Raw genomic sequence first — 26,572 nt, 5'->3', positions numbered from 1 at the left:
GGAGTCTCCGCAGGGACGGTGAGAGTTGGACTCGCGGAGAGTCCTCCTCACCCGGATTGCTTCGAGCGACGCTTCGCGGCGCCGAGCGCAATCCGACCTCTCCCCGCAAGCGGGGCGAGGTGACGCGAGCCCGTGCGCGACCTGATTCACATCAACATTCATTCTGGATCAGCTGCCGGAGGCTGCACGGTCGATGAACAGGCTGCCTTTGGTGACGATCTGCTCGCCGGGCTTGAGATTGCCGGTGACCTCGACGAGGTCGCCGTTGATGAGGCCGATCCTGATCTTGCGCAGCTCGACCGACTTGTCCTCGCGCGCGACCCAGATGCGGACGTTGTCGGCTTCGTAGATCAACGCCTGCTTCGGCACTGCCGGCGCGGCGCGGTCGCCCGCCGAATAGATCGTGACGTTGGCGAACATCTCCGGCTTCAACAGGCCGTCCTTGTTGTCGATGGTCGCGCGAACCAGAAGGCGGCGGGTCGTGGGGTCGATCGCGGCGGCGACGTAGTTGATCCTGGCGGTGAACGGACGGCCCGGCAGCGCCATCACGTTGACGGTGATGTCCTGCCCGGTGCACACCGCGGCCGCGTCGCTCTCGCGCACGAAGGCGGTGAGCCAGACCGTGGAGAGATCGCCGATCACGAAGACCGGGTCGCTGGCGCCGGAATTGACGTACTGCCCGGGGCCGATCTTTCGCTGCACGACCGTGCCGGAGATCGGCGAATAGATCGTGACCTCCCGATTGATCGTGCCCTTGTCCTGGAACGCCTTGATGGTCTCGTCGGTGAAGCCGAGGATGCGCAGCTTGTTGCGCGCCGCTTCCAGCGCCGTCACCGAGGAGCGCATGTCGTTCTGCGCCTGGACCTGGGTTGTTTCCGCCTGCTGATAGTCCTTCAGCGGAATGGCGTGTCCCTCATAAAGATCCTTGGCACGCTTGAACTGGATGTCGGAAAGCTCGAGCGCCGACTTCGCCTTGTTCTGAGAGGTCATCGCCGCGATGAAATCGTTCTGGGCCTGCACGGTGTCGGCGGCCTCGATCGTAAACAGCGGTTGACCTTGCTTCAGCATCTCGCCCGGCTTGGCCAGCAGCTTGGTGACCCGGCCCGCATAGGGCGAGAACACCGGCGTCGAGCGGTCCTCGTCGACCGCGACCTTGCCCTCGGTGACGTACTCGGCTCGGAAGCTCTTGGCCTTGACCGGCTCGATCGTCAGCGTCGCCCATTCGGACGGCGTCGGCGTGAAGGTCTGCGCATTCCTGCGCGACTGGCTGGAGATCTCGGAGTGCTTTCTTTGCTTTGGCCCGGAAGAAAGGAAGCCGTAGGCACCGGCGCCGGCAAGAGCGAGTAGAACTACGGATGCGATCACCCGTTGTTTTGTAAGCACCTGCAATCGCTTGGTCTTTTCAACTACCATGGGGCCCGGTCGTGTCTGCGACGATCTCGGCAATGACTGCCTCATCGGTCGCGCTAATAGTGCCGAATTAGGATTTCAAACAACCTAAAAAACGCTGAGCCTCTTGCGGTTTGCGTTAAAGTTTTACGTCGTGTCAGCTTCATGTCAGCTTCGCGCAGGCCATTGTGCAGAATGACTGCCGAGCGGCATCGCGGGACGGCTCCATTGTGCCGGCGTCTTCGACAGCACTGCCGAATGACGCACCGCCTTCAACGTGCCGAAGCCAGATGGCATGTCTTCGATGAACGCAGCATGTACGGCCTCGCCCGTAAGATCCGGGGTATTCAGTCCGCCGTCGAGCCGACCGAGATTCCACAACCATCGCCCGGTCTGCGCCAGCGAGACGCGCACGTGCCAGCTGCCGCCTTCGCGGGCCTGGCGCGCCCTGGCCATCATCGCGCCGAACGCCATCAGATAGCCGGTGGCGTGGTCGAGGATTTGCGCCGGCAATTCCCTGGGAGCATCGATGCCGGCGGCCTGGCCTTCGGCATGATTGAAGCCGGTCGTCGTCTGCACCAGCGAGTCGAAGCCGCGCCGCTCGGCCCAGGGGCCGCTGTGGCCATAGGCCGACAGCGTGACATAGACGATGCCGGGATTGATTTGCGCGGCGTCCTCCGGCGCGAAGCCGAGGGCGGCGAGCGCACGCGGGCGATAGCCTTGCGAGAAGATGTCGGCGTCCTTCAGCAACTCGCGCAGCTGCGCCCGCCCGAACTCGCTCTTCAACTCGATGAAGGTGGTGAGCTTGCCGCGGCCGGTGTCGATGGTGAGCCAGGGAATGGTGGGCAGCTCCGGCCCTGACACCAGCAGCACGTCCGCCCCGTGCGCAGCGAGCGTGCGGCCGGCGACGGGGCCCGCGATGACGCGAGAGAGATCGAGCACACGAAGACCTGAGAGAGGTCGATCGCCTTTTGGCCACGGCTTCGGCGGGGCCTCGCCGATCCTCTCGATCGAGACCAGCGGCAATTGCGCGAGCGCACGCGCCTGCGGCAAGGCGGACCATTCGTCGTACGATCGCATCAGGGCGACGACACCGCCTGCGGCGTAAGCCGCAGTTTCGAAATCCTCCCCGTTCCAATGCATCAACGCCGCCTGCACCTTCTCGCGCTCCGCCGCGCAGCCGAGCACCTCGCAGACGGCGTCGCGATGGTGCGGGAAATTGGTGTGGCAGCGGACGAAGCGGCGATCGCCAGTCCTGTAAACGCCGGCGATCGCGTCCCAGGCTGGCGGGGGCGGCTTGTCGTCGACGCGCAAATAGCGCTCGGAACGACATTCGGCGACGGCGTGGCGCATGTCGACGGAGACGTCCTGCACCTCGCCGCTGCGCTGTCGCCAGATTTCGGCGGCGGCGAGCCCGGCGGCAGCTATCGTCGTCTGGCCGGCGACGGCGACACGAAACGAGGATGGGATTTGTGGCTCGGTGCCGGTCAACCGCACGCGATCGAGCGGACCCGCATCGCCGCCGGCGGAAGTCCAGATACCCTTCAGAATGTCGGCGGGGCTTTGCATGGCCGGTGCCCTCCCTTGAAGCTTGAGCATGATCTCCGCGCAAACGCGGTCCGCGTTCGTCGCGATGGAAAACGGCTGCACACCTTTCCGGATCATGCTCTAATTTTCGCGACCATCCATCAGCACGAGAAGGAATGCAATGGCCGCCATCGATCCCCTCACCGCAGGCGCCGTGTTCATCGCGACGGCGGCCACCGACGCGGTCTATGTCATGTTCACTTCGGCGGTGATCGCGCGCAAGCGCGTGCCGGCGGCGAACTGGAGCGCGGTCTGGTACCTGCTCTCCTCCTACGCGGTGATCAGCTACACCGATAACGCGTTCTATGTCGCGTTCGCGGCGATCGGCTCCTGGGCCGGCGCCTATGCGTCGCTGACCTTCCTGCACCGCCCGCCCGGCGGTCCGCCGGTGGGGGCGGCACCGGAGTAAGGGGTGCGAGCCTCGCACCACGTCATTGCGAGGAGCCCTTGCGACGAAGCAATCCAGACCGTTGCCTCGGACGCATTTCTGGATTGCTTCGCTACGCTCGCAATGACGAGGTGGATAGTTCAGCCTACATGTCGAAACAGCTGCACTCGCAGCACCAAATAAGGAGCTAACAATGGATCTCGGTCTCAAAGGCAAGAACGCCATCGTGCTCGGCGGCACGCGCGGCATCGGGCGGGCGATTGCGGCGACGCTGGCCGGTGAAGGCGCCAATGTCGCGGTGTGCGCGCGCAACGCCGATCAGGTTGCGGCCACTGTCGCAGAGCTGAAGGCGAGCGGCATCAACGCCACCGGCAGCCCGGTCGACGTCACCGACGGCGCGGCGCTGCAATCCTGGATCGAGAATGCAGCGAAGGAGCTCGGCGGGATCGACTTGCTGTTCTCCAATGCCGGCGCGATGGCGCAAGGCGGCGATCCCGCGTCTTGGGAGCAGAATTTCCGGCTCGACGTACTCGGCGCCGTGCATGCGTTCGATGCCGCACGACCGTTCCTCGAAGCCAGCGGCGCGAGAAGCGGCGATGCGGCCTTCGTGATCATCTCGTCGATCTCCGCGGCGCAGGCGGACACGGCCAGCTCCTACGGCCCGGTCAAGGCCGCGCTGATCCACATGGCCAAGGGGCTGGCCCGGCAATATGCGAAGAAGAAGATCCGGGTCAACGTGGTCTCGCCCGGCACGGTCTATTTCAAGGGCGGCGTCTGGGAGATGATCGAGCAGAACATGCCCGAGCGCTACAAGGATGCGATGAGCCGCAACCCGACGGGACGCATGGCAACGCCCCAGGAGATCGCGAGCGCGGCGGTGTTTCTGGCGAGCCCCGTGTCGGGATTCACGACGGGATCGAATCTCGTCGTGGACGGTGCGATCTCGAACCGGGTGAATTTTTGAGGGCGCGCTGCATCGTCATCGCAGAACGCGTAAGGTGGGCAAAGCGAAGCGTGCCCACGGCTTTCGCGACAAGCTGCTGGGAGGTGGGCACGGCGCTGACGCGCCTTTGCCCACCCTTGTATTAGCCCGATTGGTTATATTGAGCCGTTCCGTGAGGAATGGCCCAGCCCGGGTGGCCGCCCGAGCTGGGTCGCCGTTCGATCGGATCGGTACCCACCGAAGCCTTGAGGGCTGTCAGACGTAGCAAGATCGCGATCGGCACTTCATCGGGACCCGAATGGTTGAACGAACTTTAGGTTCGCATAACAAGGGAGGGATCGACGAAGATGGCCAAGCATACCACGATCTGTGCCGGGATCGATACCGGCAAACGGAAGCTCGATGTGGCGATCGAGGGCAGCCGCGAGCAGTTGCAGGTGACGAACACGGCGGAAGGCCATGAGGCTTTGCTGACGTGGCTGCGACAGCATCGCATCAAACGCGTCGGCATCGAGGCGAGCGGCGGTTACGAACAGGCTGTCGTCGCCGAACTGCGACGCAAGGGGTTTGTGGTTGTGGTGTTTCAGCCGGCTCAGGTCCGAGCCTATGCCACATTCCACTTGCAACGGGCCAAGAACGATAAGATCGATGCCGCTCTTATCGCAACCTGCACCGCCGCGGTGCGGAAGATCCATACCGCTCCCGATCCCCGGTTGCTGCCGTTCGCCGAGCAGCTGACCATGATCGATCAGATCGGTGAGGATATTGCACGCCTCAAAAACAGGATCGAAAGCTGCCGCAATGCGGCGATCAACAAGCTCTGGCAAGAGGATATCGCTCGCCTGGAGCAGCGCGTGAGGGTCGCACTCAAGGCTCTGGTCGCCTCGATCCGCAAGCATCCCGACCTTGCCAAGAGACTTGCCCTGATCAACAGCGTTGACGGCATCGGGCTGCCGACCGCCGTGGCCATCCTGGTGCGTCTGCCTGAGATCGGCCAGATCACGCGGGAGCAAGCTGTCGCTCTCGCCGGCCTTGCGCCCTATGACGACGACAGCGGCGACCGGTCAGGCGTTCGGCATATCGAGGGCGGACGAAAGCGGCTGCGCCGCGCCCTTTATACGGCTTCACTGGCCGCATCGTTTCGATGGAACCCGCAGCTCATCAAGCTCTATCAACGGCTGACTGCGGCTGGAAAGGAACACAAGCAGGCGCTCGTTGCCTGTGCCAGAAAGATGCTCATCTTCGCCAACACAGTGGTGGCTCGCGGCACGCCGTGGTGCGGCGAACCTCCGGTAGGATCATTCCCTGCTTCTTAGTTCGACCGAGACGCGCTTCTTCGTCCCGACCTACGGCTCCCTCATGACGTCGCGCGTAGCGTCCGTCAAGGATGGCCGTCGCTCGCCCCAACATCACCCGATCTGCCGCCAGGCCACGCCTTGACGGACGCGAGCACGGCGTCATCATGGCAGACGCAGGCGATCCGGACGGCGCAAAACACGGCCGCTATTTAATGGTTGCTACGGCAGTAGGTGTGTGGCGGTATCTCGCCTCACACCCTCAATGAAAGTCCCGCGAGGGCGGCAGGATGCGGACGTTGCGGGGGTGGCGGATTTTTTGCGCCGGAACGTCGGGATGAGCGCGAGGGTCGTCGTTGAGCGGCTCGACGACGGTGGCGCCTGCCGGCACCGGATGCTTGCGACCGAGCGCATCGTTGGCGAGGCCGATCAGATCGTGCGAGCGGTCGACCATGCGCTGGGCGATGAGATGCGTCACCTTTTCCGGGCTGCTCTGGATATAACCCTCGACCAGGATGAGGCGCGCGCCCATCACCTCCTTGCGGTACTGTTCCATGATCTTGGGCCACACCACGACATTGGCGATGCCGGTCTCGTCCTCCAGCGTCATGAACACGACGCCGCTGGCGCTGCCCGGCCGCTGCCGCACCAGGACCACGCCGGCACAGCGGACGCGGCGTCGCTCGTTCTCGTGACTGATGTCCTTGCAGGCGACGATGCGCTCGCGCGAAAACATCTCGCGCAAGAATTCCATCGGGTGGCCCTTCAGCGATAGCCGGATGGTCTGGTAGTCCGCGACCACCTGCTCGGCGCGCGGCATCGCCGGCAATGGCTTTGCGCCTTCGTCCGGCTGCTCGCGCGCGGTCGCCGCCTCGAACAGCGGCAGCGGCACGTCGTCGGGTAACCGCCGCACCTGCCACAGCGCTTCGCGGCGGTCGAGCCCGAGCGAGCGAAACGCGTCGGCATCCGCCAGCAGGATCAGCGCGCGCTTGGGCAGGCCGGTGTCGCGAGCGAAGTCTTCGAGCGAGGTGAAGGGACGGCGGTTGCGGGCGGCGACGATGCGGTCGGCCCAGTCTATCTTTGCCTCCCCCGCTTGCGGGGGAGGTCGCATCGCATCGAAAGATGCGATGCGGGTGGGGGCTTTCTCCACACAAAGAGTGTCGCTTGCGGAGACACCCCCACCCCAACCCTCCCCCGCAAGCGGGAGAGGGAGTGCAGTCCCGTCGTGGTTGGCTTGTGTGTCCCGGAATGACGCTTGGGAGCGTTTCAAGCGCTCCTCATCCTCATCGAGCCAGTGAAAGCCGTCGATCTGGCGAAAGCCGAGGCGCACGGCGCAATGTTTGCCACTCCCTTCCTCCAGCGTGTTCTGCGCGAAGCTGTAGGACACGTCGATGTCGCGAACCTCGACGCCGTTCTTGCGGGCATCGCCGACGATCTGCGCTGGCGCATAAAAGCCCATCGGCTGCGAATTCAAGAGGCCGCAGCAGAAGGCGTCGGGATGGTAGTGCTTCAGCCACGACGAAATGTAGACCAGTTGCGCAAAGCTCGCGGCATGGCTCTCAGGAAAACCGTAGGAGCCAAATCCCTTGATCTGGTCAAAGCAGCTTCTGGCGAAATTGGGATCGTAGCCGCGCGCCACCATATTGCCGATCAGCTTCTCCTCGTATTGGCCGATGGTGCCGACGTTGCGGAAGGTCGCCATCGAACGGCGCAGGCCGTTGGCTTCCTCGGACGTAAAATGGGCAGCCTCGATCGCAATGCGCATCGCCTGCTCCTGGAACAGCGGGACGCCGAGCGTCTTGTGCAGCACCTTGTAGAGCTCGTCCTTGTCGCCATGCTCCGGTGACGGCGAGGGATAGCTCACCTTCTCGATCCCGTTCCGCCGCCGCAAATAAGGATGCACCATGTCGCCCTGGATCGGCCCGGGGCGCACGATCGCGACTTCGATGACGAGATCGTAGAAGGTCCGCGGCTTCAGGCGCGGCAGCATGTTCATCTGGGCGCGGCTCTCGACCTGGAACACGCCGAGCGACTCCCCGGCGCACAGCATGTCGTAGACCCTGGGATCGTCCTGCGGAACACTCGCCAGCACAAAACGCTCGCCCTTGTGCCGATCGATCAGGTCAAAACACTTGCGGATGCAGGTCAGCATGCCGAGCGCCAGAACGTCGACCTTCATCATGCTGAGCGCGTCGACGTCGTCCTTGTCCCATTCGATGAAGGTGCGGTCGTCCATCGCGGCGTTGCCGATCGGCACATAGGTGTCGAGCCGGTCCTGCGTCAGCACGTAGCCGCCGACATGCTGGGAGAGATGGCGCGGGAATTCGATCAGCTCGGTCGCAAGCTCGACCGCGAGATTGATCATCGGATTGTTCGGATCAAGCCCGGCCTGCCTGACCTGCATGTCGTTGAGGCCCTTGCCCCAGCTGCCCCAAACCGTGTCGGCGAGCGCGGCGGTGACGTCCTCGGTCAGGCCCAGCGCCTTGCCGACGTCGCGAATGGCGCTGCGCGGGCGATAATGGATGACGGTGGCGATGATCGCGGCGCGATGGCGGCCGTAGCGGCGATAGACATATTGCATCACCTCCTCGCGCCGCGAATGCTCGAAATCGACGTCGATGTCGGGCGGCTCCAGCCGCTCCTTGGAGATGAAGCGCTCGAACAACAGGTCGACCTTGGTCGGATCGACCGAGGTGATGCCGAGCACGTAGCAGACGGCCGAATTCGCCGCCGATCCCCGCCCCTGACACAGGATGTTCTGGCTACGTGCATAGTGCACGATGTCGTGCACGGTGAGGAAGTAATGCGCGTATTTCAGCTCGGCGATCAGCGCGAGCTCCTTCTTCAGCGTCGCGCGCAGCTTGTCGTCGATCTTGCCGCCGAAATATTTGTCGACGCCGGCCCAGGTCAGATCCTCCAGATGTCCCTGCGCGGTCTTTCCCGGCGGCACCGGCTCGTCGGGATATTGGTATTTGAGCTGGTCGAGCGAGAAGTCGACCTTGTCCGCAAAGCGCATGGTCTCCGCGATCGCATCGGGGAAATCGCGAAACAGCCGCGCCATTTCTCGCGGCGTCTTCAGGAACCGCTCGGCATTGGCCTCCAGCTTCCGTCCGATTGCATCGATCGTGGCCTTTTCCCGGATGCAGGTCAGCACGTCCTGGAGGGGACGGCGCGCGGGATGGTGATAGAGCACCTCGTTGGTCGCAAGCAGCGGCACTTGGGCTTTTGCCGCGAGATCATCGAGCCGCGCCAGGCGACGCCTGTCGTCGCCGCGATAGATCAGGCTCGCCGCCAGCCACACGCCCTCGGCGCGGCTATCCCTAAGCTTTGAAAGAACATTCAGCGCCTGAGCGGGCTCGAAGCGATGCGGCAACGCCAGGACCAGCAACTGGCCTTCCGAAAATTCCAGGAGATCAGCGAAAGCGAGATGGCATTCGCCCTTCTCGATCCGCGTGATGTCGTCGCCGCGCTTGCCCCGGGTGAGAAGCTGGCACAGACGGCCATAGGCGGCGCGGTCGCGCGGATAGACCAGGATGTCGGGCGTGCCGTCGACGAAGACGATGCGCGCGCCGATCAGCAGCTTCGGCTTGTGCAGCACTTCGGCATTGTCGAGCTCCTTGTAGGCCCGCACCACGCCGGCGAGCGTGTTGTGATCGGCAATGCCGATCGCGGGGACGCCGAGGATGCTGGCCTGATGCACATAGGCGCGCGGATCCGAGCCGCCGCGCAGGAAGGAGAAGTTCGTGGTGATGCCGATCTCGGCATAGGCAGGCGTGGTCATGCGAAGAGACCGTGCACATACCAGTTGGGGGAAACGGGCTTGCCTTCGCCGTCGAACGTCTCCCCCTCGTAGAGACCGTCGCGAAAGATCCAGAAGCGCAGACCTTCGGCATCCTCGATGCGGAAATAGTCCCGCGTCAGCTGCTTGCCGTCCTGCTGCCACCATTCCATCGCGATGCGCTCGGGCCCCTCCACCCGCACCACCGCATGCAGCGCGCGGCGCCAGGTGAATTGATGCGGCGGACCATCCGGCACGGTCGCGAACGGCACCTTGATCGGCTCCGGCTTGTCGAACAGCCGCAAGGGGCGCAGCGGCGGCTCGCTCTCGGTGCGAACAGGCCATTCGGCCTGCATCGCGGCGGCGAGATGATGCTGAGCGGGGGCGGACAAAACCGCGCGTTCGGGGATATGGGTGTCCTGCGGCAGATGCACGACGACGCGCTTTCCCCCGATGCGCGCGGCGATGCGGTCGATCAGCGCAGCAATCTCGTCATTGTCGTGGACATGCGCATCGAGATCGCGCTGCTCCTGCACCACGATCTCGGTGCGGCTCGCCGACAGCCGCACCATGTCGAAGCCGAAGCCGGGATCGAGGGGATCGGCGAGCGCATCGAGGCGTTCGCGGAACAGCCGGTCGATCACGGCGCTTCGCGTCACCGGACGTCCGGTCTCGACCGTGATCGCGCGCACCACGCCGTCGGTGCGGAAGAAGGCTGCCTCGAGACGTCGTGCGCCCTTGCCCTGCTTCTCCATGGATGCGATCAGCGTGTCCGCCAGCCGCGACAGCGTCATCGCGATCATGGTGTCGGTCGCGATCGGCTCGGCGAAGCGCTTCTCCACGATGTAATCGGGCAGCGGCTTGCGCGGATTGATCGGCGCATCGCCCTGCCCCAGCGCATGCGCGAGCAGCGTGGAGAACCGGGCGCCAAACCGCGCCGTGATCTCGCTCGGCGCGCGCGAGGCGACGTCGCCGATGGTCTTCAGGCCGGCGCGGCGCAGGCCGGTGGTGATGGCATCGCCCGCACCGAGCGCGGACACCGGAAACCGCTCGATCGCCGCCGCCTCGCCGCCATCGGCGACGATGCTGCTAGATGCCTGCCGCGTCAGCGTACGCGCGCAGATCGACGTGCCGGCGATTGCCGCACCGACGGCAAAGCCCTGGCGAGCGAGCGCACGAACCAGCGTCGTTAGCAGCGCAGCCTCGCCGCCGAACAGATGGGCGCAGCCGGTGATATCGAGGAACAGCCCGTGCGGCGGATCGAGCGCCACCAGCGGCGTGAAGCGGTCGCACCAATCGGCGACATCGCTGAGCGTCTTCGCATCGGCCGCGACATCGGCGTCGAACACTTTCAGATCCGGGTACATCGCCCGCGCATTCGCCAGCGGCTGACCGATGTACAGGCCGAGGCGCTCGGCGGCCTCGTCCAGTGCATGGATCACCAGCGCATTGTTGTCCTTGATGACGACGATGCTCGGCTCATGATTGGCTTTACCCAGCCCGGCGCTGTTGAAAAACCGCTGAATCCTGTCGATCGGCAGGCGCGGCAGCCACAGGCTGAGAATACGTCGACGGCTCGCTGAACTGGCACTCATCACAATTCCATTCCATGATCCACCGGCCGCAGGGGCCATGACGATTGCGCAAGAGCTCGGCATCGAAGCGCGGCGCGCCCCATGTGCTCCAAGGCGCCGCAGGCATTAAAGCCTGCCCCGGCGGTGAATGTGCCGCACGCAGCATCCATCGCGTCTCCGCAGTCGAGGGCAAAGGTTGTGCGGCCATGCGCAGGAGTAACCCGGTGACGCCGGAAGATTGCGCGGCGAGCGTCAGCTTGCGGCTTGCCACGAGATCGAACTGTCTGATCTCTCCCCAGAGCTCGAGCACGACGGCGCCCAGCGCGTCGCAGGCGAGCGCATCGGCCGAGGTGCGCAGCGCGCTCTCGACATCGGCGGCGCGGACCGTCACCACGCGGCGCGGATCGAGGCCGAGTTCGGCTAGCCCGCTCATCGACAGCGCGCCTGTTTCCACTTCCGAAAAATCCTGCCGCACCCACAGCAGCGGCTTGCGTGCCGCCACGCGCCCCGCAAGCCCCATGACAAAACCCGTTGCGGCCACGCCCTGGCGCCCTTCGCAAAACACCTCGTGAATCGCCGCGCGCGCGAGCCCGCCCTTCAGCACGCTGTCGGCCTCGCCATGGCCAAGCGCGACGCGATCGTGCTGATGGACGACCTCCGCGGTCTCGATGCGTTCGATCTGGCCGCGCAAGGTCGCAAGCGCGCTGTTGCGTGCGCCGCTCATGCTCGCCGCTCCTTCAGGAATTGGTGCCGTGGCCTTCAAAAGAAGAACCAGCGGCTGGCTCATTTGTTCATGATATGTTCTAATATAAAGCTAACGGCGCGCGGAGAGTCAATCGAATTGGCGCGCTTTCGGATTCATGAGTGGAATCAACGGGATTCAAACATGGACGTGCAACGCAAGCTAGAGATCCTGGCCGATGCCGCCAAGTACGACGCGTCCTGCGCCTCCAGCGGCACCGAAAAGCGGGATTCCAGCGACGGCAAGGGCATGGGCTCGACCGCGCCCGGCATGGGCATCTGCCATTCCTATGCGCCGGACGGACGCTGCATCTCGCTGCTCAAGGTGCTGCTGACCAACGCCTGCAATTACGACTGTCTTTATTGCGTCAACCGCGCCTCCTCCAACGTGCCGCGCGCCCGCTTCACCATCGAGGAGGTGGTCAAGCTGACGCTCGACTTCTACCGGCGCAATTACATCGAGGGCCTGTTTCTCTCCTCCGGCATCATCCGCAGCCCCGACTACACCATGGAGCAGGTGGTGAGTGTCGCGCGAAAACTGCGCGAGGAGCATCACTTCCGCGGCTACATTCACCTGAAGACCATTCCCGAAGCCGACGACGCGCTGATCGCGGAAGCTGGCAAATATGCCGACCGCCTCTCCATCAATATCGAGATGCCGCAGGAGACCAGCCTGCAGCAATTCGCACCCGAGAAGGACGTGCGCGCGATCCGCCGCACCATGGGCCGGCTGCGGCTGAAGCTGGACGAGGCCGAGGACAGCCGCAGCGCAAAGAGCAAGGTCAAGCCGCAGCGCTTCGCGCCGGCGGGCCAGAGCACGCAGATGATCATCGGCGCCGACAGCGCCTCCGATCACACCATTCTCCACACCAGCGCCAATCTCTACGGCGCCTACCGGCTGCGGCGCGTCTACTATTCCGCGTTCAGCCCGATCCCCGACGCCAGCCGTGCCTTGCCCCTGCGGGCGCCGCCCTTGCTGCGCGAGCACCGGCTCTACCAGGCCGACTGGCTGATGCGGTTCTACGGCTTCGACGTCGGCGAGATCGTCGACGGCAGCGCGATGCTGCCGCTCGACATCGATCCCAAGCTGGCCTGGGCGCTCCGCCATCGCGACCGCTTCCCGCTCGACGTCAACCGCGCCAGCCGCGAGGAATTGCTGCGCGTGCCGGGCTTCGGCACCAAGGCGGTCGAACGCATCATCGCGACGCGGCGCACCACCACGATCCGTCTTGCCGATCTCGCGCGGCTGCACGTGCCCCGGAACAAGGCGCTGCCGTTCATCGTCCTCAGCGATCACCGCCCCTCGCTCCATCGGCTCGACGCTGCCGGGCTGATCGAACGGTTCAAGCCGAAGGCAACGCAACTGGGGTTTGGCTTCTGATGCAGTACATCACCCTCGATACCGAAACCGATTTCGACGGCTGGCGCAAAGCCGCCCGTACGCTCGTTCTACATCATGTGGAGCCGCGTGATATCACCTGGACCGTGCGAGGCGGCGAAGCGGAGTTGTTCGCACCGCCCGCGCCGTCTCCGATCCTGGAGGTGAACGACGGCACCTTCAACGTATCAGCAAAATTCGTCGAGCTGGCCAAGGCCGCAATCCTGCACCGCGATGTCGAGCGTTTTGCGATCCTCTATCGCCTGCTCTGGCGATTGAGGGACAATCACGACCTCATCGAGGTCGCGACCGATCCTGACGTCGCACAGGTCACGGCCATGGCAAAAGCGGTTTACCGCGACGAGCACAAGATGCATGCCTTCGTCCGCTTCCGCGAGATCGGCCGGGAACGCCAGGCGCATTACGTCGCCTGGTTCGAGCCTGAGCATCATATCGTCGAGCTCGCTGCGCCGTTCTTCGCCAAGCGATTTGCCGACATGCCCTGGTCGATCCTGACACCGGACCTCTGCGCGCATTGGGATGGCCACGCACTGTCGTTCACATCCGGCGTCAGCAGGAGCGAAGCACCGAGCGAAGACCGGCTGGAAGAAACCTGGCGGCGCTACTACGCCAGCATCTTCAATCCGGCACGGCTCAAGGTGAAGGCGATGCAGGCCGAAATGCCGAAGAAATATTGGAGGAACCTGCCCGAGGCCTCGATCATTAAGCCTCTGATCGAGGACGCAGAGCGCATGACCGGTGCCATGATCGCCAATGCCGCAACCGATCCGCACAAGCCTCAGAAGCGGCCGGAGGCCCCGATGGAACGCAAGCTTGCTGCCGACGATCTCGAAGCGCTCCGCGAAGAGGCCGCGCATTGCCGCGCCTGCCATCTCTACAAGGACGCGACCCAGACCGTGTTCGGCGAAGGCCCGAAGTCCGCCAACATCATGCTGGTCGGCGAGCAGCCCGGCGACAAGGAAGACCTCACCGGCCATCCCTTCGTCGGCCCGGCCGGCCAGATGCTGGACCGTGCGCTGGAGGAAGCCGGCGTCGACCGCAAGAAGGTCTATGTCACCAACGCGGTCAAGCACTTCAAATTCGTGCCGCGCGGAAAAATCCGCCTGCACCAGAAGCCGAACACACCTGAGATCCGAGCCTGCCGGCAATGGTACGAGCGGGAAGTTGCGGCAATCCAGCCCGATCTCATCGTGGCGATGGGCGCGACCGCCGCGCAAAGCGTGTTCGGCAAGATCACCCCAATCGGCAAGAACCGCGGTCGGCTCATGGACCTTCCCGACGGACGCAAAGCACTCGTGACGGTGCATCCGTCCTATCTGCTGCGGCTGCCGGATCCGGAAGCCAAGGTGCTGGAGTATCGGCGCTTTGTCGAGGATTTGAAGATCGCCGCTGCCTTGCAGAAGAAGGCCGCCCGGGCTGCCTGAACACCGGAAGTCGACCTTCACGCCTGAGGTGTCATCCGGCCTTCAAATCCATCGCGGACAATACCCTTACCTGAAAGTTAAGGGGCGTCCAGACATGAGCGATGTTGCATTCGACCGAGCAATAGCCGATTCCGCACCGATCCAGCCAGCCTCGCGACCAAATCTCGACAAGGGCTTCAATCCGCTGACGATGATCCTGTTCTTCGGCATCCTCGCCGCCGGCCTGCTGTTCGTCGCCTACAGCATCTATGTCGACGTCAACGCGACGGGCGTGCGGGTGACGACCTACCTGCCCTACATCCTCCTGTTCGTTGCGCTCCTGATCGCGCTCGGCTTCGAATTCGTCAACGGCTTCCACGACACCGCCAATGCGGTGGCCACGGTCATCTACACCCATTCGCTGCCGGCGGAGGTGGCGGTGATGTGGTCTGGCTTCTTCAACTTCCTCGGCGTGCTCCTGTCCTCCGGCGCGGTCGCTTTCGGCATCGTCTCGCTGCTGCCGGTCGAGTTGATCCTCCAGGTCGGCTCCAGCGCCGGCTTCGCCATGGTGTTCGCACTGCTGATCGCCGCGATCCTGTGGAATCTCGGCACCTGGTTCTTCGGCCTGCCCGCCTCCTCCTCGCACACCCTGATCGGCTCGATCATCGGCGTCGGCGTCGCCAATGCCGTGATGCGCGGCCGCGACGGCACCTCGGGCGTGGACTGGAGCAAGGCGACCGAGATCGGCTATGCGCTGCTGCTGTCGCCGCTGTTCGGTTTCATCTGCGCCGCCGTGCTGTTGCTGCTGCTCAAGTTCATCGTGCGCAACCCGGCCCTCTATGCCGCCCCCGAAGGCAACAAGCCGCCGCCGCTCTGGATTCGCGGCCTGCTGATCGCAACCTGCACCGGCGTCAGCTTCGCTCACGGCTCGAACGACGGCCAGAAGGGCATGGGCCTGATCATGCTGATCCTGATCGGCACCGTGCCGACGGCCTACGCGCTCAACCGCGCATTGCCGGAATCCCAGGTCGTCCAGTTCCAGAAGACCTCGGATGCCGCCGCGAAGGTGATCTCCGCGAAGGGCGCCGGCCACAGCATCATCGGCGATCCCCGTCCGGCCGTGACGCAGTACATCACGTTGCGTCACATCAACGAGGGCACCTATCCCTCGCTCGCCATACTGGTGAAGGATGTCGGAGACCAGGTCGCCAAATACGGCACGCTGAACAAGGTGCCGGCGGAAGCCGTCGGCAACACCCGCAACGACATGTACATGATCTCGGAAGCGATCCGCTTCCTGATGAAGGACAAGGAAAACGATCTCAACAAGGAGGAGATCGCGACCTTGAATGCCTACAAGGGCTCGCTCGACGCCGCCACGAAGTTCATCCCGAACTGGGTGAAGATCGCGGTCGCCATCGCACTCGGCCTCGGCACCATGATCGGCTGGAAGCGCATCGTGATCACGGTCGGTGAGAAGATTGGAAAATCCCATCTCACCTACGCGCAAGGCGCCTCGGCCGAACTCGTGGCCGCCGCCACGATCGGCGCGGCCGACGTGTTCGGCCTGCCGGTCTCGACTACGCACGTGCTGTCGTCGGGCGTCGCCGGCACCATGGCAGCGAACGGTTCGGGCCTGCAATGGTCGACGATCCGCAACCTGCTGATGGCCTGGGTGCTGACGCTGCCCTGTGCGATCATGCTGTCGGCCACTCTCTACGTGATCTTCTCGCGGATGTTCTGAAGACTTCTCCCTCGCCCCGTTCTTACGGGGAGAGGGCAATTGCTTTTGAACCTTCAGCAGACGTCGTCATGCCCGGGCTTGTCCCGGGCATCCACGTTCTCAGTGCTGCGTGGAAAGGCGTGGATGGCCGGGACAGGCCCGGCCATGACGCTGTGGTTACTGTCGGTGCCAACCCAAGCCTCATACGGGATTGCCCTGCCGCAAGCGGGGCTAGGTGAAGAAAAAGCCTTACGACGCCGCCAGCTGTTCCTCGACCAGCTTGACCCAGTAGGACGTGCCGTAGACGATCGCCTCGTCGTTGAAATTATAGGCGGGGTGATGCAAGCCGGCGCTGTCGCCGTTGCCGCAGAAGATGAAGGCGCCGGGCCGCGCTTCCAGCATGTAGGCGAAATCCTCGCCGCCCATCAGCGGCGCCATGTCGTGCACATTGGCTTCGCCCGCGACCTGCTCGGCGATTCGCCGCGCCACTTCGGTCTCCGCCGCATGATTGTTCACGACGGGATAATTGCGCTTGTAGCGCAGGTCGATCTTGGCGCCGGTGATCTGCGCCACGCCTGCCACAACTTCACGCACGCGCTTCTCGACCAGCTTGCGCACCTCCGGCGACAGGGTACGGATGGTGCCTCTCAGCATCGCTGTCTGCGGAATGACGTTGCGGGCGTTGCCGGCGTGGAATTCGCAGATCGAGATCACGGCCGATTCAAGCGGATCGACGCTGCGCGCGACGATCGACTGCAGTGCCGTGATCACCTGCGCACCGACCAGCACGGAATCGACGCATCTGTGCGGGCGCGCGGCGTGGCCGCCGACGCCCTCGATCATGATATCGACCTCGTCCGTCGCCGCCATGATCGGACCCGGCCGGATCGCGAACGAGCCGATCGGGATGCCCGGCCCATTGTGCATGCCGTAGACCTGGTCGATGCCGAAGCGCTCCATCAGGCCGTCCTTGACCATGGCCGCGCCGCCGGCACCGCCCTCCTCGGCCGGCTGGAAGATCACCACGGCATCGCCGGCAAAATTGCGGGTCTCGGCGAGATAGCGGGCGGCCCCCAGCAGCATCGCAGTATGGCCGTCATGGCCGCAGGCGTGCATCTTGCCGGGGATCTTGGAGGCGTAAGGCAGATTGGTCTGCTCCTCGACCGGCAGCGCGTCCATGTCGGCACGCATGCCGATCACCTTGAGCCCCTCGCCGGCCGGCTTGTTGCCCTTGATCACTCCGACCACGCCGGTCTGGCCGAGACCGGTCACGACCTCATCGCAGCCGAACTCCCGCAGCCGGTCCGCGACGAATGCTGCGGTGCGGTGGACGTCGTACAGCAGCTCGGGGTGCTCGTGGATGTCCCGTCGCCAGGCCTGGATGTCGGGCTGAAGGTCGGCGACGCGGTTCACGATAGGCATGGAAGGTCCCAAGCTTTGTTGGCAATGCAGGACTGTCTACCATGCAAGCGCCGGTCCACCCAACCGGCGGAGGGTCCAGGGTAGCTCTGTTCTCTCGTCATGGCCGGGCTTGTCCCGATCCGCTGCGTCTGCCTATTAGACGGAACGCAAAGTGACCATCCGGATGGAAGCAGAATGCCAAGGCGGCTCGAAGGTGAATTTGACTACATTGTCGTCGGCGCCGGCACGGCCGGCTGCATCGTCGCCAACCGGCTCTCGGCCGATCCGAACAACCGCGTCCTCATTCTCGAAGCTGGCGGCGACGACAATTGGATCTGGTTCCACATCCCGGTCGGCTATCTCTTCGCGATCGGCAATCCCCGCTCGGACTGGATGTTCAAGACCGAGGCGGAGCCCGGCCTGAACGGCCGTTCGCTCGCCTATCCCCGCGGCAAGGTGATCGGCGGCTGCTCGGCGATCAACGCCATGATCTCGATGCGCGGACAGGCCGCCGATTACGATCATTGGCGCCAGCTTGGGCTGACCGGCTGGGGCTATGATGACGTGCTGCCGCTGTTCAAGCGGCTGGAAGACCACTTCCTCGGCGCCAGCGAGCATCACGGTGCCGGCGGCGGCTGGCGCATCGAGGCACCGCGGCTGTCATGGGCCGTTCTCGACGCCGTCGGTGACGCCGCCGAGGAGATGGGCATCAAGCGCATTCCGGATTTCAACACCGGCGACAACGAAGGCACGAGCTATTTCCACGTCAACCAGAAGCGCGGCCGGCGCTGGTCATCGGCGCGCGGCTTCCTCAAGCCCGCACTGAACCGCCCCAATCTGCGGCTCGAGAAGCATGTGCTGGTCGACCGCCTCATCATCGAGCAAGGCCGCGCCGTCGGCGTCCGCTTCATCCAGAACGACGAGATCGTCGAGGCGCGTGCGAAACGCGAGGTCATCCTCTCGGCAGGCTCGATCGGCTCGGTGCAGGTCCTGCATCGCTCCGGCATCGGACCGGCCGACTGGCTGTCACCGCTCGGCGTCGACATCGTCATGGACAAGCCCGGTGTGGGACGCAATCTCCAGGACCACCTCCAGCAGCGCGCGATCTACAGGGTCGAGGGCGTCCGCACCCTGAACGAGACCTATTACAACCTCTTCCGCCGCGTCCTGATGGGACTCGACTACGCCTTCCGCCGCCGCGGTCCTCTGACCATGGCGCCGTCGCAGCTCGGCATCTTCACGCGCTCGGACGCGACGCGCGCGCGCGCCAACATCCAGTTTCACGTGCAGCCGCTGTCGCTCGACAAGTTCGGCGATCCCCTGCACCGCTTTCCTGCCATCACCGTGAGCGCCTGCAATCTGCAGCCTACCTCGCGCGGCACCGTTCGCTTGCGCGCGGCGACACCTGATGAGAAGCCGGTCATCGCGCCGAACTACCTGTCGACCGACGACGACCGCCAGGTCGCCGCCGACGCCATTCGCACCACGCGGCGCCTGATGCAGCAGAAGGCGCTCGCAAAGTACCGGCCCAGCGAATATTTGCCCGGCCCCTCCGTCGGCGACGACGACGCCTCGCTGGCCAAGGCCGCCGGCGATATCGGCACCACCATTTTCCACCCCGTCGGCACCGCGAAGATGGGCGCGGCGAACGATCCCATGGCGGTGGTCGACGAGCGCCTGCGCTTCTACGGCCTCGGGAGCTTGCGCATCGTCGATGCCTCGATCATGCCGACCATCACCTCGGGCAACACCAACACGCCGACGGCGATGATTGCGGAGAAAGGAGCCACGATGATCCTGGAGGACGCGAAGTAAACGAACCCGTAGCGCATCACTGCCATGATCAATCCGCACCGTTTTTCCATCGGCCCGGCCGACGCGCAGATCGCCATGTTGCAATGGGGCGAGAGCGGCAGGCCGCCCGCGCTGCTCCTGCATGGCACCGGCTTCGTCGCCGATGTCTGGGATGAGGTCGCGCGCGAGCTTGCATCGACCTACACCGTCTATGCACTCGACCGTCGCGGCCACGGTGCGAGCCACAAGCCCGGTGCCTATCATTTCCTGGACTATGCGCAGGATGTCTGCCACGTGATCGATGCGCTCGATCTCCGCGACATCTACGGCATTGGCCACAGCGCGGGGGCGACCGATCTCCTCCTCGCGGCGAAACTCTTGCCCGGCCGCTTCACGCGCCTGTTCGTGATGGAGCCGACCGTGATGGACCCGCGCAGCACGCGCTCCGGCGGACTGAGCGAGGAATCCTTGTCCCGCGTCGAGAGCACGCTGCGCCGGCGCGCTGAGTTCGACAGTGCCGACGCCGTGTTCGAGCGCTATCGCGCCGCTCCGGCCTTCGCGGATTGGACCGAGACCTCGCTGCGCGCCTATGTGCGCCACGGCTTCGTGCCGCTCGACGATGGCCGCGTCCGACTCTGCTGCACACCCGAGATCGAGTCCGCGATCCTGCGTCCGATCTACGAGGCCATGGAGCAGGTGTACGCTGGCGACGCCCGCGGCAATCCGTTTTCCTGGCTGACCGAGATCGACTGCCCGGTGCGCGTCACGACCGCCGCAAATTCGGGGCCGATCTACAAGGAGATGGCGCGACGCGCCGTGTCGCTGATCCCGCGCGTCAGCACGCAGGTCTTCGAAGGCGCCGGCCATTGCGTGGCTCAGGAAGTGCCAGGGCGCGTGGTCGAGGCCGTGCGGGAGTTTGCGAAATAGCTCGCGTATCGCGGACGCGGCGCAACACCATAAGCGCGTTCACGCGAGAAGTTCGAGGCGGCGATGAAGGCGAACGTGGCGGCCCGACAAGAAATCAGGCCGACCGTCGCACCGCGTTGTCCACCAGCGTCTTGCCGAGCGACCAGATCGCACCGGGGACCTTGTGGCTGCCGGCGATGACGTCGTCGAAGGCGCGCTCGATCCAGCTGCAATCTTCCTCGGTGATCGTGAGCGGCGGCAACAGCTTGATGGTGTGGCTGCCGTGACCGGCGACCTGGGTCAGAATTTTGTGATCCTTGAACAGCGGCACGGTAATGAGCTGGCAGAACAGGCCCTTGTTGGCGGCCTCCAACACGTTCCAGGAGGCGCGCAGGCGCAGCGACTTCGGCGGGCCGAACTCGACGCCGATCATCAGTCCCTTGCCGCGCACTTCCTTCATCAGCTCGTAGCCGGGCACCATGCGCGTCAATGCGAGGCGCAGCTCGGCGCCGCGCTTGGCGGCGGACTCGATCAGCTTCTCGGACTCCATGACGTCGAGCGTGGCGATGCCCGCGGCCATGGCGAGGTCGTTCTTGGAGAAGGTGGAGCCGTGCACCACCGCACGGTCCATCTGGTTGAAGATCTTGTCGAAGATGCTCTTGCGCGTCAGCACCGCGCCGACCGGCACGTGGCCGCCCGACAGCGACTTCGACAGCAGCACCATGTCGGGCTCGACGTTCCAGTGCTCGACCGCGAGAAAGCGGCCGGTGCGGCCCATGCCGGTCTGGATCTCGTCGGCGACGAACAGCGTGCCGTATTTCTTGCAGAGCGCAGCCGCGCCGGGCAGGAACTCGTCGGTGGGCATGTTGACGCCCTTGCCCTGGATCGGCTCGACGACGAAGGCCGCAACCTCGCGCGAGGCCAGGGCCTTTTCCAGCGCAGCCAGATCGTTGAACGGGACCGGCGTGCAGCCCGGCAGCAGCGGCTCGAATCCGGTGCGGAAGTTCGAATCGCCCGTCAGCGACAGCGCGCCATAGGTCAGGCCGTGGTAGCCGTGGGCGCAATAGACGATGCCGGGGCGGCCGGTCGCGCCACGCGCAAATTTGATCGCGGCTTCGACGCATTCCGCGCCGGAATTGGCGAAGAACGCCTTGTCGAGATAGGGGACATATTTCAGCAGCCGTTCGGCCAGCACGCCGGCGAGCGTCGAGACGTCGAACTGGACGAGGTTGGGCAGGTCGGCATCGAGCACGCTCTTGAGCGCATCGCGCATGACGGGATGATTGCGCCCGATCGCGAACACGCCAAAGCCGGACAACAGGTCGAGATAGCGAGCGCCCTCGCGATCGTAAAGGTACTGCCCCTGCCCCTTCTGGAAGCCGACATCGTAGCCGATGGTCTTGAGAACCCGAACGAACTGCTCGTTCAGATACCGGTTATGCAGGGTGCTGCGCTGGGCCTGACGGTCCGCGAATAGCTGAGACATGTCTGGATTTGGGCTGTGCATCCGCTACATACTTCGATTGGAGGCCGTCTCGTCAACTGAAAACGGACCGCTGCTGAAAACGGTCTGTGCGGCCTTTTGCCCTTTTTCGGACCATCTTCGCAAGCACAGCTTTTAGATCATGTTGCACTGCCAAGGAACCATCATGCGTTTAGCCCTTTACACCGGACTAATACTGGCTGGCGGTTACACCTGCCTGACACCCGCGCTCGCTGCAGACCCGACCGGCGACTGGCGGGTCGCCGACGGCGTCGCCAACATTCGTGTCGCCCAATGCTATGGCAGCATGTGGGGCGCGGTCTCCTGGGAAAAGCAGCCCGGGGGGCGCGACGAGAACAATCCGGATGTCTCGAAAAAGAACAGGCCGACGCTGGGCATGGCGACCCTGATCGACATGAAGAAGAAGCCCGGCATCGATCAGTGGGAAGGACAGGTTTACAACGCCAAGGATGGACAGCTCTACAGCGCGACCATCACGCCGGCTGGTGCCGATCAGCTCGAAATCAAGGGCTGCGTGATGGGCTTCCTCTGCGGCGGCGAGACCTGGACCCGGGTCGGCCCGCCAATCCCCTCGAGCCCCGTCAACGCCATGGCCAAGGGCGCGCCGAAATCCGGCGGCGCCACGCCGCCGAAGGCTCAAGGTGCGCAGGCAGCTCAAGCCACGACAGGCGCCACGGCACCTGCGCAGGCGCCCGCGCCTGCAGCTCCAAAGGCCGCCGGCGCCGCCAAGCCCGCTCAGAAGGGCGCCGCCGACCCCGTCGGCGACATCTGCCTACTCCCTGAGATTGCGGGGTTTGCCCATTAGGGCCGGCTGAAACAGCAGCACGGCGGCAAGCGTCGTCACCAGCGAGAGTGCCAGCAGCTTGCCCATGCTGGACGTGCCGGGATGGCTCGACAGCCACAGGCTGCCGAACGCGGTTGCCGTCGTCAGCGCGCTGAAAAAGATCGCACGCGTGAGGCTGGTCTGGAGCAGGTTTGTTCTGCCCGAGCGCCACGCCACAACATAATAGATCTTGAAGGCGACACCGACGCCGAGCAGCAACGGGAACGCAACGATATTGGCGAAGTTCAGCGGCAGCCCGATCAGCACGCAGATCTCGAGCGTCACGGCGCCGGCAACCAGAAGCGGCACCAGCGTCATCAGCACGTCGACGAACCGGCGCAGCGTGATCCACAGCAAGAGCCCGATCACGACCAGCGCGTAGATGCCGGCGTGGATGAACGCCTTCACCACGGTGTCGCCGGATTTCAGGATCGAGACCGGTCCGCCGATCGCGGTCGGCTCGGCCGCGAGCACCGCCGCCGCGAATTTGCGCAGCGTGTCGTTGTCGTTGGGATCGCCCTTGGGCAGCGCCTCGACGCGGATGATGCCGTCCTTGCTCTTCCAGGCGCTGACGAGCTCGGGCGGCAGTGACTTCAGGGTGACCGGCTCGGCCTGCATGGCGTTCCTGAGCTGGTCGAACACGATCTTCATCGGCGTGACGAACACGTCCTGCGCCTTGTTGCGCGCGGCCTCGTCGCTGTCGGCGAGCTTTTCGAGCGCGTCTGCAAGACGGCGCGAGGCGACCGCACCCGGCCCCTTCGCGTCGCCCGCGGTCCGGCGCAGATTGTCGACCGAGGATTTCAGCGACTCGACATTTTCCTGATCCGATGGGGCCGCATCGATCTGATCGGGGTTCAACGCGGGGTTCAGCACCTTGGCCGCCTGCGCAATCAGCTTCAGCTTCGGCGGCTGGTCCTGCGGCACGAAGCTGTCGAGAGACATCACCCTGAGCACCTCGGGCACTTTCTCGAGCCTCGCCTCAACCTGCCTCGCCTGCTCTTCCGACGTCGTCATCACGTTGATGGCATTGGCACCGGTATTGGGGTCCTTGCGCAAATCGAGGAAGGTGGCGATCGATTCGGCCTTCGGATTGCGCAGGTTCATCGGGTTGAAGTCGAACTTCATGAAGTAGAGCAGCGGCAGGCCGCCAAGCGCGAGCAGCAGCGTGCCGCCGACGATCAGCACGCGATGCTTCTCCAGGAAGTGATCGAGCGGGGCCAGGAAGGCATAGCCGACGGGCTCCGGCTCGCCGGGCGGGTTCAGAAGCTTGAGCAGCGCCGGCAGCACGGTGATGCTGGACACGAACGCCACCAGCATGCCGACGCCGGCGATCTGCCCGAGTTCCGAGATGCCCTTGTAGTCGGTCGGCATGAAGCAGAGGAAGCCCGCCGCGGTGGCCATTGCAGCCAGCGACAGCGGCACCGCCGAGCGCTTGGCCGCCAGCACCAGCGCGCCCGAGAGGTCATCGTGCTTGTAGCGCTCGGAGCGGTAACGGACGCTGTACTGGATACCGAAATCGACGCCGAGGCCGACGAACAGCACCGCGAACGCGATCGACAGCAGATTGAGCGAGCCCACCATCATCAGGCCGGCCGCGGTCGTGATCGCAAGGCCCACGAAGAGATTGACGAACACCGCAAAGATGATCTTCGCCGAATGCAGCGCCAGCCACAGGATGAGCAGCACGACGAGAACGGTGCCGATGCCGTTGACGACGGCTCCCTCCTGGACGGTCGCGTATTCCTCGTTGGCGATCGGGACCGGGCCGGTCAGGCGCACCCGCGCCTGGTATTTGTTGGGGAAGTCCAGATCGGCCGCCGCTTTCCGGATCGCGTCGGTCGCGTCCTTGCCCGGCTCCAGCGCGTTGTAATCGAGGATGGGCTTGAACTCGATGAAGGCGCGCTTGTCCGAATCCTTCAACGGCTCGTCGCTGACGAGCTCGCGCCAGGAGAAGCTGGGCTTGCCCTTGTTGAGCACGGTCTCGACGGTCTGCGCGATCAGGTTGAAGGGCCGCTCGGTGTTGTCGAGCTTGACCTGGCCTCGCTTGACGCCGGCAAGGCCGGTTTCCAGCGCGCCGGTCAGGCCGCGGATCGAGGGATCGCCGGCCATGATCTCGATCAGGGGCGCGGCGGATTCGAGCTGGCCGGTCGTCTTGGCGACTTCCTCCGTCGGCAGGAACAACAGTCCATTCCTCTCGAAGAACTCGCCGCTACCGAGTTGCTGCATCGAGTGGAAGTTGGTCTTGTCGTCCTTCAGCTTTGCATAGAGCGCCTCTGCCGCGGCGCTCGCCATCTCCGGCGTCCGGGCCTCGATCACGGCGAGGATCGTTTCGTTCTGATCGAACGCCTGGTCGAATTGCTGGTCGCGCTTGCGCCAGTCGAGATTCTGGGAAATCAGCGAATTGATGTCGGTGTTGATGGCGAAGTGGCGCGCGGCGTAATAGCCCGCTCCCACCGACAGCAGGAGCCCGAGAAGGACGACGAGGGAGGCAAACCGGGTGCAGGCCCTGACAATGGCAACGACTACGCTTTGCAGCACTTCTTTTCTTTCTGCGGTTAACAGCTTGCCAGAAACGCCCGCTGTTTATCGGAGTTTCCGGGCGAAACCTATTGCTGTTTTGAGTGGTTCCCGCCGCTAGAAGGTTCGAGGTAAACGGCGGGAGACCCGGGCAAAATCATGCGGGGCGGCCGGTATAGCCGGGGAGTTGAGGCGGGAAAGTGACGAAGGACGATGCACGAATGTCGCGCATTTGCACCCATCGCATATCCTACTATGATACCTCTAACATGGCCCCGTAGCGGTCCGACCTTTCCTTAATGCCGATTTTTTGACACAAAGTATTGCGCCTCCATGCGCCAGAGCCCCTCTGGGGGTGGGCGGCTACCGCGTACGCGAACCAATGGTGCGGATATTGCAACTCATTGGTCAGTATCGGGGTGCCGTGGGGACTTACAAAATCGGATTGGTGCAACTTGCGTAATGGGCGTCCAATGGAAGTGTATCTGGCGCAACCGCGCGGCTTCTGCGCGGGCGTGGTGCGTGCGATCGAGATCGTGGAACGGGCGCTGGAGAAATACGGCCCCCCGGTCTACGTGCGCCATGAGATCGTGCATAACAAATACGTCGTCGAGAGCCTGAAGAGCAAAGGCGCGATCTTCGTCGAGGAACTCTCCGAGGTTCCACCGAAAGCGGTGACGGTCTTCAGCGCCCACGGTGTCGCCCGCAGCGTCGAGGAAGAGGCCGCCGCGCGCGATCTTCCGGTGCTCAATGCGACCTGCCCCCTGGTCACGAAGGTTCACAATCAGGGGAAGCGCTACATCGGCAAGGGCCGCACGCTGATCCTGATCGGCCATGCCGGCCACCCCGAGGTCGAGGGCACGATGGGCCAGGTCCCCGGGCCCGTGCAGCTTGTCCAGAGTGTTGAAGAGGTTAAGGCGCTCACGCTGCCGGCGGATACACCGGTCGCCTACATCACCCAGACCACCCTGTCGGTCGACGACACCAAGGACATCATCGCGGCCCTGCAGGCCCGCTTTACAGACATTCAAGGTCCGGATATCCGGGATATCTGCTATGCGACACAGAACCGCCAATCTGCGGTAAGGGACTTGAGCAAGCTGGTCGACGTGATCCTGGTGGTGGGCGCTGCCAACAGCTCGAACTCGAACCGGCTTCGCGAAATCGGCACCGAGGCCGGCGTCGCGAGTTATTTGATTGCCGACGGCAGCGAGCTCAATCCGGAGTGGCTGAAAAATGCCAGGACCGTCGGCATCACGGCCGGCGCCTCGGCGCCTGAGGTACTCGTGGATGACGTGATCGAAGCGATGCGGCGGCTCGGACCGGTCAAGGTCTCGGTGCTGCCGGGCCGCGAGGAGAACATCGAATTTCGGCTTCCGGCCCAATTGGCTGCGAGCTGACCCACCC

At 64.3% G+C, this 26,572-nt stretch carries 18 protein-coding genes; 10 read left to right on the top strand and 8 right to left on the bottom strand.

What is annotated here, in order from left to right:
* Window positions 1–168: 168 nt before the first annotated feature.
* Entirely contained in the window at window positions 169–1,413 is a 1,245-nt protein-coding gene (locus tag FJV43_RS28625; protein WP_239622350.1) for an efflux RND transporter periplasmic adaptor subunit, read from the bottom strand.
* 144 nt (window positions 1,414–1,557) lie between these two features.
* Complete coding sequence (locus FJV43_RS28620; protein ID WP_239622349.1) at window positions 1,558–2,958, bottom strand: CoA transferase; 1,401 nt, start codon at window positions 2,956–2,958, stop codon at window positions 1,558–1,560.
* A gap of 139 nt (window positions 2,959–3,097) precedes the next feature.
* On the opposite strand from FJV43_RS28620, the gene FJV43_RS28615 reads away from it, so the two are divergent.
* From FJV43_RS28615 to FJV43_RS28605, 3 genes are all read left to right on the top strand, one after another.
* The gene (locus tag FJV43_RS28615) at window positions 3,098–3,385 is read left to right on the top strand and encodes a hypothetical protein (RefSeq protein ID WP_197969196.1); all 288 of its coding nucleotides are present in this window, start codon (window positions 3,098–3,100) and stop codon (window positions 3,383–3,385) included.
* A 172-nt stretch (window positions 3,386–3,557) separates the two neighbouring features.
* On the top strand, window positions 3,558–4,328 hold the full coding sequence (locus tag FJV43_RS28610) for an SDR family oxidoreductase (RefSeq protein WP_239622348.1): 771 nt from the start codon (window positions 3,558–3,560) through the stop codon (window positions 4,326–4,328).
* A 326-nt stretch (window positions 4,329–4,654) separates the two neighbouring features.
* Window positions 4,655–5,623 carry an IS110 family transposase gene (locus FJV43_RS28605; RefSeq protein ID WP_239620704.1) on the top strand — a complete coding sequence of 323 codons (969 nt, stop codon included), beginning with the start codon at window positions 4,655–4,657 and terminating at the stop codon, window positions 5,621–5,623.
* A gap of 241 nt (window positions 5,624–5,864) precedes the next feature.
* Here the strand turns inward: FJV43_RS28605 and FJV43_RS28600 are convergent, their stop codons facing one another.
* The 3 genes from FJV43_RS28600 to FJV43_RS28590 are packed head-to-tail and all read right to left on the bottom strand — an operon-like array spanning window position 5,865 to window position 11,678.
* Window positions 5,865–9,383 (bottom strand): error-prone DNA polymerase, encoded by a 3,519-nt coding sequence (locus FJV43_RS28600; protein ID WP_239622347.1) that lies wholly within the window; start codon window positions 9,381–9,383, stop codon window positions 5,865–5,867.
* Window positions 9,380–10,975 (bottom strand): DNA polymerase Y family protein, encoded by a 1,596-nt coding sequence (locus FJV43_RS28595; protein WP_239622346.1) that lies wholly within the window; start codon window positions 10,973–10,975, stop codon window positions 9,380–9,382. Before FJV43_RS28595 ends, FJV43_RS28600 begins: the two co-directional genes overlap by 4 nt.
* Complete coding sequence (locus FJV43_RS28590; RefSeq protein ID WP_239629645.1) at window positions 10,872–11,678, bottom strand: DNA repair protein; 807 nt, start codon at window positions 11,676–11,678, stop codon at window positions 10,872–10,874. The genes FJV43_RS28595 and FJV43_RS28590 overlap by 104 nt, the downstream gene beginning before the upstream one ends.
* Window positions 11,679–11,840: 162 nt before the next feature.
* Between FJV43_RS28590 and FJV43_RS28585 the strand changes: the two genes are divergently transcribed.
* From FJV43_RS28585 to FJV43_RS28575, 3 genes are all read left to right on the top strand, one after another.
* Window positions 11,841–13,076: a putative DNA modification/repair radical SAM protein gene (locus tag FJV43_RS28585; protein ID WP_239622345.1), complete on the top strand. Its 1,236-nt coding sequence runs from the start codon at window positions 11,841–11,843 to the stop codon at window positions 13,074–13,076.
* Window positions 13,076–14,518, top strand: a complete 1,443-nt coding sequence (locus FJV43_RS28580; RefSeq protein ID WP_239622344.1) for a UdgX family uracil-DNA binding protein — start codon at window positions 13,076–13,078, stop codon at window positions 14,516–14,518. The genes FJV43_RS28585 and FJV43_RS28580 overlap by 1 nt, the downstream gene beginning before the upstream one ends.
* 94 nt (window positions 14,519–14,612) lie before the next feature.
* Window positions 14,613–16,241 (top strand): inorganic phosphate transporter, encoded by a 1,629-nt coding sequence (locus FJV43_RS28575; protein WP_239622343.1) that lies wholly within the window; start codon window positions 14,613–14,615, stop codon window positions 16,239–16,241.
* 228 nt (window positions 16,242–16,469) lie between these two features.
* On the opposite strand, the gene FJV43_RS28570 is transcribed toward FJV43_RS28575, so the two are convergent.
* On the bottom strand, window positions 16,470–17,642 hold the full coding sequence (locus FJV43_RS28570; protein WP_239622342.1) for a M20 aminoacylase family protein: 1,173 nt from the start codon (window positions 17,640–17,642) through the stop codon (window positions 16,470–16,472).
* Window positions 17,643–17,816: 174 nt separating this feature from the next.
* Here FJV43_RS28570 and FJV43_RS28565 point away from each other — a divergent pair, with 174 nt between their 5' ends.
* Both FJV43_RS28565 and FJV43_RS28560 read left to right on the top strand, forming a co-directional pair.
* Window positions 17,817–19,436 carry a GMC family oxidoreductase N-terminal domain-containing protein gene (locus tag FJV43_RS28565; protein ID WP_239622341.1) on the top strand — a complete coding sequence of 540 codons (1,620 nt, stop codon included), beginning with the start codon at window positions 17,817–17,819 and terminating at the stop codon, window positions 19,434–19,436.
* Between the two features lie 24 nt (window positions 19,437–19,460).
* The gene (locus FJV43_RS28560) at window positions 19,461–20,342 is read left to right on the top strand and encodes an alpha/beta hydrolase (RefSeq protein WP_239622340.1); all 882 of its coding nucleotides are present in this window, start codon (window positions 19,461–19,463) and stop codon (window positions 20,340–20,342) included.
* Between the two features lie 94 nt (window positions 20,343–20,436).
* Here FJV43_RS28560 and hpnO read toward each other — a convergent pair whose 3' ends face one another.
* Window positions 20,437–21,828 (bottom strand): aminobacteriohopanetriol synthase HpnO, encoded by a 1,392-nt coding sequence (hpnO, locus tag FJV43_RS28555; protein WP_239622339.1) that lies wholly within the window; start codon window positions 21,826–21,828, stop codon window positions 20,437–20,439.
* A gap of 142 nt (window positions 21,829–21,970) precedes the next feature.
* Here hpnO and FJV43_RS28550 point away from each other — a divergent pair, with 142 nt between their 5' ends.
* The gene (locus tag FJV43_RS28550; protein WP_239622338.1) at window positions 21,971–22,630 is read left to right on the top strand and encodes a DUF2147 domain-containing protein; all 660 of its coding nucleotides are present in this window, start codon (window positions 21,971–21,973) and stop codon (window positions 22,628–22,630) included.
* On the opposite strand, the gene FJV43_RS28545 is transcribed toward FJV43_RS28550, so the two are convergent.
* Window positions 22,598–25,186, bottom strand: coding sequence for an MMPL family transporter (locus FJV43_RS28545; RefSeq protein WP_239622337.1), 2,589 nt, complete (start codon window positions 25,184–25,186; stop codon window positions 22,598–22,600). The two genes, FJV43_RS28550 and FJV43_RS28545, sit on opposite strands and share 33 nt — an antisense overlap.
* A 452-nt stretch (window positions 25,187–25,638) precedes the next feature.
* On the opposite strand from FJV43_RS28545, the gene ispH reads away from it, so the two are divergent.
* Entirely contained in the window at window positions 25,639–26,565 is a 927-nt protein-coding gene (gene ispH / locus FJV43_RS28540; RefSeq protein WP_239622336.1) for a 4-hydroxy-3-methylbut-2-enyl diphosphate reductase, read from the top strand.
* Window positions 26,566–26,572 lie beyond the last annotated feature (7 nt).

The organism is Bradyrhizobium sp. I71 (genome assembly GCF_022354745.1).
Lineage (GTDB): Bacteria > Pseudomonadota > Alphaproteobacteria > Rhizobiales > Xanthobacteraceae > Bradyrhizobium > Bradyrhizobium liaoningense.
This window is presented reverse-complemented; position numbering and strand designations above follow the sequence as displayed.

Coding starts and splice junctions, on each gene's coding strand:
- FJV43_RS28625 (WP_239622350.1), bottom strand. CDS start 1,413: ATGGTAGTTGAAAAGACCAAGCGATTGCAGGTGCTTACAAAACAACGG.
- FJV43_RS28620 (WP_239622349.1), bottom strand. CDS start 2,958: ATGCAAAGCCCCGCCGACATTCTGAAGGGTATCTGGACTTCCGCCGGC.
- FJV43_RS28615 (WP_197969196.1), top strand. CDS start 3,098: ATGGCCGCCATCGATCCCCTCACCGCAGGCGCCGTGTTCATCGCGACG.
- FJV43_RS28610 (WP_239622348.1), top strand. CDS start 3,558: ATGGATCTCGGTCTCAAAGGCAAGAACGCCATCGTGCTCGGCGGCACG.
- FJV43_RS28605 (WP_239620704.1), top strand. CDS start 4,655: ATGGCCAAGCATACCACGATCTGTGCCGGGATCGATACCGGCAAACGG.
- FJV43_RS28600 (WP_239622347.1), bottom strand. CDS start 9,383: ATGACCACGCCTGCCTATGCCGAGATCGGCATCACCACGAACTTCTCC.
- FJV43_RS28595 (WP_239622346.1), bottom strand. CDS start 10,975: ATGAGTGCCAGTTCAGCGAGCCGTCGACGTATTCTCAGCCTGTGGCTG.
- FJV43_RS28590 (WP_239629645.1), bottom strand. CDS start 11,678: ATGAGCGGCGCACGCAACAGCGCGCTTGCGACCTTGCGCGGCCAGATC.
- FJV43_RS28585 (WP_239622345.1), top strand. CDS start 11,841: ATGGACGTGCAACGCAAGCTAGAGATCCTGGCCGATGCCGCCAAGTAC.
- FJV43_RS28580 (WP_239622344.1), top strand. CDS start 13,076: ATGCAGTACATCACCCTCGATACCGAAACCGATTTCGACGGCTGGCGC.
- FJV43_RS28575 (WP_239622343.1), top strand. CDS start 14,613: ATGAGCGATGTTGCATTCGACCGAGCAATAGCCGATTCCGCACCGATC.
- FJV43_RS28570 (WP_239622342.1), bottom strand. CDS start 17,642: ATGCCTATCGTGAACCGCGTCGCCGACCTTCAGCCCGACATCCAGGCC.
- FJV43_RS28565 (WP_239622341.1), top strand. CDS start 17,817: ATGCCAAGGCGGCTCGAAGGTGAATTTGACTACATTGTCGTCGGCGCC.
- FJV43_RS28560 (WP_239622340.1), top strand. CDS start 19,461: ATGATCAATCCGCACCGTTTTTCCATCGGCCCGGCCGACGCGCAGATC.
- hpnO (WP_239622339.1), bottom strand. CDS start 21,828: ATGCACAGCCCAAATCCAGACATGTCTCAGCTATTCGCGGACCGTCAG.
- FJV43_RS28550 (WP_239622338.1), top strand. CDS start 21,971: ATGCGTTTAGCCCTTTACACCGGACTAATACTGGCTGGCGGTTACACC.
- ispH (WP_239622336.1), top strand. CDS start 25,639: ATGGAAGTGTATCTGGCGCAACCGCGCGGCTTCTGCGCGGGCGTGGTG.